16 protein-coding genes are annotated in these 11,655 nt (G+C 55.3%); 7 read left to right on the top strand and 9 right to left on the bottom strand.

The genetic code is table 11. From position 1 onward, the window contains the following. On the bottom strand, window positions 1–596 hold a 596-nt coding region (cysZ, locus tag M0974_RS02690; protein ID WP_297832396.1), incomplete at its 3' end, for a sulfate transporter CysZ. Between the two features lie 371 nt (window positions 597–967). On the opposite strand from cysZ, the gene trxB reads away from it, so the two are divergent. Continuing rightward, complete coding sequence (gene trxB, locus M0974_RS02685; protein ID WP_297832393.1) at window positions 968–1,930, top strand: thioredoxin-disulfide reductase; 963 nt, start codon at window positions 968–970, stop codon at window positions 1,928–1,930. Window positions 1,931–1,996: 66 nt separating this feature from the next. On the opposite strand, the gene M0974_RS02680 is transcribed toward trxB, so the two are convergent. The 6 genes from M0974_RS02680 to M0974_RS02655 all read right to left on the bottom strand — a co-directional run bounded on the left by M0974_RS02680 (window position 1,997) and on the right by M0974_RS02655 (window position 5,077). Next, window positions 1,997–2,338, bottom strand: a complete 342-nt coding sequence (locus M0974_RS02680) for a HopJ type III effector protein (protein WP_297832389.1) — start codon at window positions 2,336–2,338, stop codon at window positions 1,997–1,999. After that, window positions 2,331–2,627 (bottom strand): DUF1244 domain-containing protein, encoded by a 297-nt coding sequence (locus M0974_RS02675; RefSeq protein WP_297832386.1) that lies wholly within the window; start codon window positions 2,625–2,627, stop codon window positions 2,331–2,333. Before M0974_RS02675 ends, M0974_RS02680 begins: the two co-directional genes overlap by 8 nt. A gap of 47 nt (window positions 2,628–2,674) precedes the next feature. Beyond that, window positions 2,675–3,046, bottom strand: coding sequence for a dihydroneopterin triphosphate 2'-epimerase (gene folX / locus M0974_RS02670; RefSeq protein ID WP_297832384.1), 372 nt, complete (start codon window positions 3,044–3,046; stop codon window positions 2,675–2,677). A gap of 2 nt (window positions 3,047–3,048) precedes the next feature. Then, on the bottom strand, window positions 3,049–3,609 hold the full coding sequence (folE, locus tag M0974_RS02665) for a GTP cyclohydrolase I FolE (protein WP_297832379.1): 561 nt from the start codon (window positions 3,607–3,609) through the stop codon (window positions 3,049–3,051). Between the two features lie 21 nt (window positions 3,610–3,630). Continuing rightward, window positions 3,631–4,341, bottom strand: a complete 711-nt coding sequence (gene folM / locus M0974_RS02660) for a dihydromonapterin reductase (RefSeq protein WP_297832377.1) — start codon at window positions 4,339–4,341, stop codon at window positions 3,631–3,633. Window positions 4,342–4,504: 163 nt separating this feature from the next. Next, complete coding sequence (locus M0974_RS02655) at window positions 4,505–5,077, bottom strand: antibiotic biosynthesis monooxygenase (protein WP_297832374.1); 573 nt, start codon at window positions 5,075–5,077, stop codon at window positions 4,505–4,507. 200 nt (window positions 5,078–5,277) lie between these two features. Here M0974_RS02655 and M0974_RS02650 point away from each other — a divergent pair, with 200 nt between their 5' ends. Next, entirely contained in the window at window positions 5,278–6,243 is a 966-nt protein-coding gene (locus M0974_RS02650; protein ID WP_297832371.1) for a MerR family transcriptional regulator, read from the top strand. A gap of 52 nt (window positions 6,244–6,295) precedes the next feature. Here the strand turns inward: M0974_RS02650 and M0974_RS02645 are convergent, their stop codons facing one another. Both M0974_RS02645 and M0974_RS02640 read right to left on the bottom strand, forming a co-directional pair. Next, window positions 6,296–6,901, bottom strand: a complete 606-nt coding sequence (locus M0974_RS02645; RefSeq protein WP_297832368.1) for a hypothetical protein — start codon at window positions 6,899–6,901, stop codon at window positions 6,296–6,298. A 54-nt stretch (window positions 6,902–6,955) separates the two neighbouring features. Further along, on the bottom strand, window positions 6,956–7,414 hold the full coding sequence (locus M0974_RS02640) for a PAS domain S-box protein (protein ID WP_297832366.1): 459 nt from the start codon (window positions 7,412–7,414) through the stop codon (window positions 6,956–6,958). 100 nt (window positions 7,415–7,514) lie between these two features. On the opposite strand from M0974_RS02640, the gene M0974_RS02635 reads away from it, so the two are divergent. From M0974_RS02635 to M0974_RS02615, 5 genes are all read left to right on the top strand, one after another. Further along, entirely contained in the window at window positions 7,515–7,970 is a 456-nt protein-coding gene (locus M0974_RS02635; protein ID WP_297832364.1) for a flavodoxin, read from the top strand. A 166-nt stretch (window positions 7,971–8,136) separates the two neighbouring features. Then, entirely contained in the window at window positions 8,137–8,919 is a 783-nt protein-coding gene (locus M0974_RS02630) for a class II aldolase/adducin family protein (protein WP_297832362.1), read from the top strand. Continuing rightward, window positions 8,919–9,821 carry an alpha/beta hydrolase gene (locus M0974_RS02625; RefSeq protein ID WP_297832360.1) on the top strand — a complete coding sequence of 301 codons (903 nt, stop codon included), beginning with the start codon at window positions 8,919–8,921 and terminating at the stop codon, window positions 9,819–9,821. Before M0974_RS02630 ends, M0974_RS02625 begins: the two co-directional genes overlap by 1 nt. A 124-nt stretch (window positions 9,822–9,945) precedes the next feature. Next, window positions 9,946–10,857, top strand: coding sequence for an SDR family oxidoreductase (locus M0974_RS02620; protein ID WP_297832358.1), 912 nt, complete (start codon window positions 9,946–9,948; stop codon window positions 10,855–10,857). Between the two features lie 182 nt (window positions 10,858–11,039). Further along, window positions 11,040–11,567 (top strand): hypothetical protein, encoded by a 528-nt coding sequence (locus tag M0974_RS02615; protein WP_297832356.1) that lies wholly within the window; start codon window positions 11,040–11,042, stop codon window positions 11,565–11,567. Window positions 11,568–11,655 lie beyond the last annotated feature (88 nt).

Raw genomic sequence — 11,655 nt, 5'->3', positions numbered from 1 at the left:
CGCAGCCAGGCCAGCATCTCGTTCCAGCCGAGTTTGTGGTTGTCGGCCGGGTAGTCGATGTACTGGATCGCCATCATCCAGACGCCGAACAACAGCCAGAGCGGCGCCGCTATTACGTTAACCACGGGAATAAAAGACAGGATCAGCAGCCCAAGGGCTCGGGGCAGGAAGTACCCCAGTTTGCGCATCTCGCGGCTGAAGGTGCGCGGCACCATTTCTAGCAGTTCGGCCCAACTGAACGTCGGGAAATCATCGGTACCACGTAGCACCACTTCAACCTTTTCAGCCAAAAACCCGTTGAACGGTGCGGCGATTACGTTGGCGATCATGGTGAAGGTGAAGAACACCATCAAAATCACCAGAACCACGAACAGTGGCCAGATGATGTAGTTGAGGAAGCTCAGCCATGTCGGCAGTTCCGGCATGAAGGTGTCGACCCACATACCGAATTGATGCATGGCGAGGTAGATCAGACCGCCGAACAGCAGCAGGTTAATGGTCAGCGGCAACAGGACGAACAAGCGCAAGCCAGGGCTCAAGACCAATTTCAGGCCTTCGCGCAGGTATTGGGGGCCAGAGAGGACAGGGGCGGGCATGGCAGCTACCGATCAGGGGAATCGGGCAGACCTTACCGGCTTTATGGGGCGCGGGAAAGCTGCGACATTCGCGGTAACAATCGCGGCACGGTAAAGTCTACGTTAGAGGTGGATACATATAGCGGGGTATAGAGGTGACCTATGAGGTGGATTGTGAAACCATATTTCCTTAATCTGCGCCTCCTCGGATAAGCTTCTCTGCATATTACCCAAGCGTGGCAATACCCTGGCGACGGCCCCGGCCGCAGCCTCCAATTTCAGGACCGCCGTGTTTAAAGCCTTCCCCAAGTGCTTGTGCGGTCCTTTTTAGTCCAGCCGGTACGCCGGCGTGCCGACCCTGCCTCACAGAGGTCGGTCAATAGGAGCGTGTCATGTCTGAAGTACGTCATTCTCGAGTGATTATTCTTGGCTCCGGCCCTGCCGGTTATAGCGCTGCGGTGTACGCGGCGCGCGCTAACCTCAAGCCGTTACTGATCACCGGCATGCAAGCGGGTGGTCAATTGACCACCACCACCGAAGTCGATAACTGGCCGGGCGACCCCCACGGCCTTACCGGCCCGGTACTGATGGAGCGGATGAAAGAGCACGCGGAGCGTTTCGAAACCGAAGTGGTGTTCGATCACATCAACGCAGTGGACCTGGCCGGTAAGCCGTTCAGCCTCAAGGGCGACAACGCTACCTACACCTGTGATGCGCTGATTATCGCTACCGGCGCGAGCGCTCGTTACCTGGGCTTGCCGTCAGAAGAGGCGTTCATGGGCAAAGGCGTATCAGCCTGTGCAACGTGCGACGGTTTCTTCTACCGCAACCGTGAAGTGGCAGTCGTCGGCGGTGGTAACACGGCCGTTGAAGAGGCGCTGTATCTGGCCAACATCGCCAGCAAAGTAACCTTGGTTCACCGCCGCGAAACCTTTCGCGCTGAGAAGATCCTGATCGACAAGCTGCATGCGCGGGTTGCCGAAGGCAAGATTGTGCTCAAGCTCAATTCCACTCTGGAAGAAGTGCTGGGCGACAACATGGGCGTGACTGGCGCACGCTTGCGCAACAACGATGGCACCAGTGATGAGCTGAAAGTCGATGGTGTGTTCATCGCCATCGGGCACACGCCGAATACGTCGTTGTTCGAAGGCCAGTTGACCTTGAAAGACGGCTACATGGTTGTTCAAGGCGGTCGCGAAGGTAATGCGACAGCGACCAATATCGACGGCGTGTTCGCTGCGGGCGACGTGGCTGACCACGTGTATCATCAAGCGATCACCTCTGCTGGCGCCGGTTGCATGGCCGCATTGGACGTTGAGCGTTATCTCGACGGCCTGAAGAACGCTTCGTTCTAAGCCCAAGCGCCCGATTTAGTGACAAAAAAACCGGCATCAGCCGGTTTTTTGCTCGTCGTCACACTGTCATTCTTTGCGCGTGAGCGGCGCGCCGTCAAACGTCACTCCGGCCAGACCGTTGGATATCAATGCGCGGATATTGGAGTGATCGCTGCCCTCTGGGGTGGCCTGCACCGAGCGATAGTGCTCGCCGAACGCCAGTAGGGTTTCTTCGTCGCTAAAGCCTTCGAGCATTGCCAGACCCAGGGTCTTGCACGAACCTTCGTTCTGCCCGGCGGCGTTTTCGACGTTGCCGTTGGTGAAGGCTTGCGGGTGATAGGTATAACCCTCAGCGATAAACGCCAAGGTATCGGCAAACGGATGTTGGCCGCTGCGCAGGCTGGCCCGCAGGTTATTAAAGTCAGTCATGCTTTTTGTCCTTGGCGAACGCGGCATTTTGCTCAACGCTGGCTTCTTGTTGATATTTGCTCTTCCACTCGCCATACGGCATGCCGTAAACCACTTCGCGGGCGTCATCAAGGCTGATCTCGATGTGCTTTTCATCGGCGGCGGCTTTGTACCATTTTGAAAGGCAGTTACGGCAGAATCCGGAAAGGTTCATCAGGTCGATGTTCTGGACGTCTTTGCGGCTGTCCAAATGCGCGACCAGTCGGCGAAAGGAAGCGGCTTCGAGTTCTAGGCGTTCTTGGTCAGTCATGATGGGCTCGGTCAGGCAATTGAATGGTTCGGATGATAAGGGCTATTTTAACGCTGTCCAGCCAGCGTTATCGACACCGACTCGGCGAAGCGCAGGGCGTGCGGCTTGTCGACTTCAACCTCGGCGTACATGACGGCCTCGTGGCTCATCACCAAATCAAGCACTTCCTGGGTCAGCCGTTCGAGCAGCGCGAAGCGATTGCCTTCCACGTGCTGGATGATCGCCTTGGTAATAGTGCGGTAGTTCAGGGCATGGTCGATGTCGTTATCACGCACCGCTTGTTGCGCCGCATACAGGATTGTCAGGTTGATCAACACATCCTGTTTATTGACGATTTCGTCCTCATTGATGCCGATGAACGTGCGCAAGCACAGGTCTTTGACCCGAATTCGCGCGGTACCTGGTTCAAGTCTTGACATGCCTACCTGCTCCGTCCAATCAATTGCAAAAATTCCTGACGGGTCGTGCTCGAATCACGGAATGCGCCGAGCATTACCGAGGTCATCATGGTCGAGTTCTGTTTCTCGACGCCGCGCATCATCATGCACATGTGCTGGGCTTCAATTACCACGGCGACGCCAGCGGCGTTAGTGACTTCTCTAACGGTATCGGCGATTTGCCGGGTGAGGTTTTCCTGAATCTGCAGGCGCCTGGCGAACATGTCGACGATGCGTGCGATCTTCGATAACCCCAGCACTTTACCAGTCGGGATGTAGGCCACGTGGGCCTTGCCTATGAAAGGCAACAAATGATGCTCGCACAACGAGTACAGCTCGATGTCTTTGACGATCACCATCTCATCATTGTCGGAGGCGAACAGTGCGCCGTTGACGACCTCTTCGATGCTCTGTTCATAACCTCGACACAAATACTGCATCGCTTTAGCGGCACGTTTCGGTGTGTCCACCAATCCCTCGCGATCGGGGTCTTCACCCACGCCGACAAGGATTTCACGGTAGTGCTGTGGCAGGAGCAAGGTCATAAAAGATCCTCACGGGGCGGCTTACTTAACGTGCCGACCGCCGTTTACAGTCAAGGTTGTGCCGGTAACGTAAGGGTTATCCAGCAGATAGCGCAGACTCTGGTAGATCACCTCGGCTCCAGGTTCTATGCCCATGGCAGATTTTTTCAGGGTACTGGCGCGGTACGCCGCGTCGTCGTCAGGTTGAAACATCAACAGCGCTGGCGCAATGCCGTTGACTTTGATTCTGGGTGCGAACTTGGCCGCAAAAGACAGCGTCAAGCTTTCAAGCCCGGCCTTGCTGGCGCAGTAAGCAATGTGTTTACTGCTGCCTTTGCGGGTCACATCATCGCTGACATGGATGATATCGGCCACCGGGGAGCGCTGTAGGAGTGGGGCGCAATGCAGGTTTATCAGGTACGGCGCCAACATGTGCACACCGAACATCTGAGTGAACGCTGCGGCTTCATCCCCCGGCGTTTCCGCCAGCCACTGCGACGCATTATGGACGATCGCCCGCAGGCTGTCGGTGTGGGTGTTGAGTTCTTCGATGAACGCCAGGATGTTCGCTTCAGACGAGAAGTCGGCGTGAATAGCAATCGCCCCCAGATCCAGCAATTGCTGCACCCCCGGACGTTCGCTGCGGTAACTGAAAATGACCGGTTGGCCCTCCGCCAGCAAGCGTTTTGCGCAATGCAGGCCGACGCGCTGGCTGGCGCCAGTGATCAGAACAGGTGGGGTGGCAAAAACCATCGGACAACTCACGCATCACAGTAAAGGCAGAGCACGGGTGAAAAAAAACGCCGTGCTCAGGCCAACGAAGCCATCAACTGGCTATTATCTGCAGCAAAGTTATACCAATGACCCAGGCCGAACAACCGGTGCTGCGCGGCGGGCACTGTTTGCGCCCGGGAGGTCAGCGGCTGGTTGCCGATTCTGCGGTGCGGGTCCGCGAGCGAGGTGCGCTGTGCAGCCAGCGCGCGAGCAGGCGGGTCGACAGCGGAATAAACAAGAACACCATGAGCGGTGTGAGGGCCAAGGTACTGACCAGGACTCGGGTGACGAGCGTCAGTTCGCCCAGCAGCGGACCCAGGACAAAATTGAACAGCAAAGAAACCGGAAAGAACGCCAGCCAGATTGCTACGGCCTGCTTCCAGCGCGGCGGTGGACGCTGACCGGCGGTGCCGAACCAGCCTTCGATACCGCTTACACGATGTTCGGACGGTTGAGCAAATAGACCGCTGCCACGCACCAGCCAAGTGCTTCTTGATGCCGAATGCTCCCAAGCGTGCATAGTGTGTTGGTCGGAGAATCGAAAGATAATCTGAAATTCGTCGCCATCGGGTGGCGGAGCCAGAACGCCCGAACCCAGATAACCGGGAAAGTCGGTGGCCAGTTGCTCGCCTTCGCGCAGCCAGGCAAACAGCTCTTCATATCGGCCGTGGGCGACACGGCGGGCAACCATCAGGGTGACGGGAGAGGTAGACATTGTGTATCTCCGTAAGACGAGGCGAGATTCCTGGGTAAGGAGTTCGCATAGCGCAGCACCAGGGTGGTGGGCTGCGCTTAAAGACAAGCAAGGATTATTCCTGAGTTCGAGAAATAAGCTACAGCCTTGTGGTTGTGAGGCTGTGTTTGAGGGGCGGGGTTGTGGGTACAATGCCCGACTGTATTCAATCGATGCCTGACATGACTGATTCTGTTATCGGCCCCGCTTTAGACGGTGGCCTGCAACTAGACGGCCTCAAACAAGAAGAGTTATTCCCTATTCGCGAAGTGTCGCGTATGACCGGAATCAACCCGGTCACTCTGCGTGCGTGGGAACGACGCTACGGGCTGATCCAGCCCACGCGTACCGAGAGTGGCCATCGGCTGTATTCCCAAGCCGACATTGAAGAGGTTCGTAGCATTCTGGGCTGGATCGAGCGTGGCGTGGCCGTCAGCAAGGTTGGCAAGATTCTGGCTAAGGCTGCCGTTGTCAAAGGCTTGCCCAGCGACGTCCAGGCAGAGGGCTCGCTCAACGAATGGAAAGAGTGGCAGGCCCATGTGCGCCGGGCGACTCGCGCATTTGATGAGCGCCGTCTGGAACAACTATACGGCCAAATATTTTCCAGCTACCCAATGATCGTGGTGTTTCAGGATATTTTCATGCCGGTGTGGCAAGAGTTCCTGCTGCATCAGGATAAGTTTGGACAGGCCAGTGAGTGGCTGTTCCTGGATAATTTCCTGCGTGGGCGAACACTCCAGCGTTCGCAGATGTCGCGGGGCACAGCAGGGGCATGCGTGCTGCTGGCTGCCATCCCCGGCGAATGCCGAGAGTTGGAGCTGTGGGTAGCGGGTCTTTTGCTGGGTACAACCGACCTATCTGTCAGCGTGTTGGCCTTGGGCCAACCGCTGGAGGAATTAAGCCTGGTCTGCGAAAAAATTCAGCCGCAGGCGTTGGTGGTGTATTCCAACCATCCTCCAGCCGATGATCTGCCTCGCCGATTGAAACGGTTGGCATTGACGCTGGATTGTCCGGTGTTGCTGGCGGGTGAAGCTTCAGGTTTGGCGCAGGACAGCTTGGCGGGTTCGCCGATTGCCTGCATCGGCAGCGACGGCCGGCTGATGCAACGCTGTTTACGGCAGTTTTTGGCGGGTCATCTGGATACGTAGCGGCTGCGCATTTCCTGGCGCCCTGGCCTGGTGCGCTGCCTGCATTACTTAACTAACGTGGTACGGGATGTGCCAACTGATGCTGCTGCAGGATGTACTGGCGCAATAGCTCAGTGTCCTCCTTGTTTCTCTGGCTTAGGCGATAAGCTGCCAAACCGTGTTCGGTGAGTCGTTCGAATGTACCGCGCAGTGCGATGGGGGCATGACCTGCGGGGGAGAACCACAGTGAGAAATATTTGGGTGGTTTAGTCGCCTTGCGATTTTCCAGCAAGATGCCCTTGAACGATATTTCGTGCACCCACAACGCCGACAGTGAGCCCTTTTCGGTTTCCAGTGGCAGTGGTTCGGGCAGGCTCAAGCGCCATGGGCGAGACTTCGGGCCTTTATCATCGTAAATACTGGGGGCGCCCAACTGAAGATGCATAGCGTGGAATTCGTCTTCCACCAAGTGCAGCGGAAATGTCATTTGCTGGTTTTCGAATTGAGCCTGAAGCGTGACTTGCTCATGGGCGGCCAAACGTGTCAGCAGTTCATGAATCTGCACGCCGCCGTTGACCAGCAGGCTGCGCGACGGGTCGCGCACGTTCAGCTTCGGGTTGTGCTGCATGTTCTGAATGAAGTCCAGCTCGTCCTGAGTAAGCAGGGTATCGCGCTGCATGGCAAAGCTCGATTATTCGATTAATAGAAGGCAGACAACTAATTCAGTCATTAGTTACGGCCGTCGGTCACTTTTTAACAAATCTATCTCCGCTCGCGCCAGTGCTAGTTCTGTTTCAAGCTCGACGACACGTTGTTGTGCCTCTACCTGATCACTGACGTTTTTTTGAATGCCTATGAAATAGGTTAGCTGATCCGCTTCGTTGAACACGGGTGTGATGGACAATTCGTTCCAGAAGGCGCTGCCATCTTTACGATAATTGCGCAGCACTTGGCGGCTCGGTTGCCCTTGCGCAATGGCTTTGCGGATGACATCGAGAGCCGTTTGATCGCGATCATCGGCCTGCAGGAAGCGACAGTCGCGGTAAAGTATGTCTTCTTCGCAATAGCCGGTCAGGGTTTCGAACGCTTGGTTTACATAGATAAGGATGTTGTCGTCACCTTCTTGCTCGGCGACCACAATCCCGTCATTTGAGGCGTTGACTACCAGTTGAAGCAGCTTTGCATTTATCACGGAAAATTTCCGACTTGATTACCGAGGCAACATTCTAAGACATCAAGCCCGCTTGGGGCATAATACCAGCCGTTTTTTACTGCGCTTACAGGATCAATTTATGAAAGTCGCTATTCTTTCCGGGTCGGTCTATGGGTCTGCCGAAGAAGTGGCCCGGCACGCCGCAAACATTCTTCGCGGCGCTGGTCATGAAGTCTGGCACAACCCTCGCGTATCGTTGGCCGAATTGCAGGCATATGCGCCTGAAGTATTTCTGGTTGTAACATCTACCACCGGGCTTGGCGAACTGCCCGACAATCTCCTGCCGCTGTACTCACAGATTCGCGACATCTTACCGATTGCCTGGCGCGGGCTACCCGGTGGCGTGATTGCTTTGGGTGACGCGAGCTATGGCGATACCTTCTGTGGCGGCGGTGAGCAGGTGCGTGAGCTGTTTGGCGAACTGGGCATTCGTGAAATACAACCCATGTTGCGACTGGATGCCAGCGAAACGGTCAACCCTGAAGCCGACGCGGAGCCTTGGCTGGCAACGTTTATTGATCAGCTCGGTGCTTGATTGGCTTACTGAATCTATTCGCGGCACCCTTGTTGTCCGCTTTGCTCTGAGTTGACTCGCTCGGCCAGTAAGCTGGCTGCTAATGCAACTACGGGGACACTCAGCACTGACTAGACTGAACGCCACATCCTCTATAACCCATAAGAAAACTGCCGAGGTGAACGCCGTGAGTATCGCCCACGTTTTACCCTCCCAAAATGTTCGAGACCAGGTAAGCGCCGCTGAGTGGCAGACCAGGGTAGATTTGGCTGCGTGTTATCGGCTGGTTGCGATGCACGGTTGGGATGATCTGATCTTCACGCATATTTCCGCCAAGGTGCCGGGCACCGAAGACTTTCTGATCAATCCATACGGCTTGATGTTTCACGAAATCACCGCCTCTAGTTTGGTCAAGGTTGATCAGGCCGGTAACAAACTGATGGAAAGCCCCTACGAGATCAATCCGGCGGGATACACCATCCACAGCGCCATTCATGAAGTGCGCCACGACGTTGCTTGCGTCATTCATACGCACACTGCGGCCGGGGTTGCGGTTTCTGCACAGAAGCAGGGAATTCTGCCCATCAGTCAGCAGTCGATTTTCGTCCTCTCTAGTCTGGCTTATCACGCCTACGAAGGTGTCGCGCTTAATCATGAAGAAAAAGCCCGGCTACAAGCCGACTTGGGTGATAACTCCTTTTTGATGCTCAACAATCATGGCCTGTTGACGTGTGCCAGTAGCATCGCCGACGCCTTCTTGATGATGTTCAACTTCCAGCGCGCCTGTGACATACAGGTGCTGGCGCAAAACGGCGGCGCTGAGCTGATCCCCATCAATAGCCAGATTCTGGCTGGCGCGAAAGTAATGGTGGCAATGGTGACTAAAAGTCCACAGGGCATGGGCGGTGCGTTGGCCTGGCCTGCGCTGCTGCGCAAGGTCGACACGCTCGATCCGAGCTATAAAGAGTAATGTCACTGGCCGAGATCCCGTTAAGCGTCTGGCGCACTTGTGGTCAGGACTTTGCGTTTCGCGGCCAGACCCTCCGTTATTGGGCGTCGGGGAAAGGCGAACCGTTGCTGCTGATTCACGGCTTTCCCACAGCCAGTTGGGATTGGCACTATCTATGGCGGCCCCTGGCTCAGCACTACCGGGTAATCGCCTGCGACATGCTGGGCTTTGGTGACTCCTCCAAGCCCCTTAAACATGAATACACCTTGCTCGAACAGGCGGATGTACAGCAAGCATTGCTCAACCATCTAAATGTCACGCAGCCGGTGCATGTACTCGCACATGACTACGGTGACAGCGTCGCTCAAGAATTGCTGGCCAGGCACTGCGACGGCAGTTTCAGCATGGCCAGCTGTGTTTTTCTCAACGGCGGATTGTTCCCTGAAACCCACCGCCGGTTACTGGTTCAAAGCCTGCTGCTCAGCCCGGTGGGTTGGTTGATGGGGCGTCTGTTCAGTCGTCAAAGCCTGGTCAAAAGTTTTAATCAGATATTTGGCCCCAACACTCGCCCCAGTGAAAGCGAGATGGACGACTTCTGGAGCTTGATCGAAACCCATCAAGGGCCGCGGGTCATTCACCGCCTGATCCATTACATCCCCGAACGTATCGTGCAACGTGATCGCTGGGTGGCGGCCATGCGGAAGGGCGCCGTTCCTATGCGGGTAATCGATGGTGCGGCAGACCCTATTTCGGGCGCACACATGGTCGAGCGCTACCGGCAACTGATCCCGGAGGCCGATACCGTGCTGCTACAGGATATTGGTCACTACCCGCAGATTGAGGCACCGGTTTTGGTGTTGCGCCATTACATGGCGTTTCGGTCTGCATTAGGCGCCCAGAGTCGGGAAATCACCCTTTCCTGATACGTCTTCGCTTACGTGCATCCCGCTGCCTTATCGCGCACTATTCAGAACGAACTGAGTTGATTGTGACCCAGCGCTGAGTGATCGACACTCAAACCATTGCCTACCTTTGTTGGAGCTGTCCATGAGTGAGCCTGTGCGTTTTGAAGATAAAGTCGTGATCGTCACCGGTGCTGGCGGAGGTTTAGGCCGTGCCCATGCGTTGTTGTTTGCCAAGCATGGCGCGCGCGTGGTGGTCAACGACCTAGGCGGTTCGGCTCACGGCGAAGGTGCCAATGCCTCGGCAGCAGACCGAGTGGTTGGCGAGATTCGCGAAGCGGGCGGCACTGCAGTCGCCAACCACGATTCGGTCACTGACGGCGACAAGATTGTCCAGAACGCCCTGGATGCGTTTGGTCGCATCGACGTGGTAGTCAACAACGCCGGAATTCTGCGCGACAAAACCTTCGCGAAGATGGACGACGCCGATTGGGACTTGGTCTACCGCGTCCACGTCGAAGGCGCTTACAAAGTCACCCACGCCGCTTGGCCACACATGCGCGAGCAAAACTACGGACGGGTGATTTTTACCGCTTCGACCTCCGGCATCTACGGCAACTTTGGCCAGTCCAACTATGGCATGGCCAAACTGGGCTTGTATGGCCTGACGCGCACCTTGGCCCTGGAAGGTCGCAAGAACAACATTCTGGTCAACGCCATCGCCCCAACCGGTGGTACGCGCATGACTGAAGGACTCATCCCCGCCGCCGTCTTCGACATGCTCAAGCCCGAGCTAATCAGCCCGCTGGTGGTGTTTCTCGGCAGCGAGCAGTGCACTGAAACCTCGGGCTTGTTTGAGGTAGGCGGCGGCTGGATCGGCAAAACCCGCTGGGAACGTAGTATCGGCGCTGGATTTGATCCGCGTGCAGGCTTTAGTCCGGAAGATGTCGCGGCGAGTTGGGAGAAGATTGGTGATTTTGAAGGGGCTTCGCATCCCAGGGATACCGGGGAGGCGTTGAAAGAGATGATGCTGAACTTGCAAAAGTATTCTGCTTGAGTTAGTTGGTAGGTTTTTAAAAATAAGCCGATCACTTGATCGGCTTAGTTGTTTTTGTAGGACGTTTCTAGGTGGATATGTAGGGCTCTTCTGAATATCTAGTTTTAAGATAAATTTCGTTAAAGCTTTCTTGGGTAAGCTCCGATAAGACGGAAGCAATGACGTCGATTATGGAGTCTTTTATGATATTTAATTTTGATACCTTACAGGCCAGGCTTACAGATTACGTCTATATTCCAGACAGTAAGTTCAAGTTGACGAATACTGGCTTTTCCTCAGTTGAAGCAGGTCTTGCTCAAAAGTCGCGGCAGTATTGGGCTGACAAGACAGTAACCAATGAGGTGAGGTTGGAAGGATTGGATTTTGATTTGTCCGCATTTGACGGTGAAAACAGTACAACCCGCGAGATGATGGCGCTCAGCGTTGCCTTGTCTGAACTAGGCGTTATTGATGAGGGGGTGTGCAGTATTATAGGTACGATGAACTGTGAGTTTAACTCGTCAGGTAATCAAATTAATTTTGGCAAAAAAATTGACGCTTTCGCTTACTTGCGGTTCGTTCTTGAGGATACTAAGAAGTACATTGAAGAAGGGCATGGCTTTGCCAAGCAAGTGCTAGTGAGCATGAATACTGCACTGGTGGTGATGCTGGCCATCAAAGAACGGGCCGAAGCCTCTAGAGCGAATGCCCTGATCGATACAAAAGCTTAGTTCGATATTTGTCTAAAGAATTAGATGGTCAGGACTGTTGAGGTCCATCCGATATGTCGGACATCCCCTGCTGAGTTCGGAGGTATGT

This window comes from Pseudomonas sp. (genome assembly GCF_026224925.1).
GTDB lineage: Bacteria > Pseudomonadota > Gammaproteobacteria > Pseudomonadales > Pseudomonadaceae > Aquipseudomonas.
The sequence above is the reverse complement of the archived record's forward strand: the minus strand, read 5'-3'. Positions and strand labels throughout refer to the sequence as shown.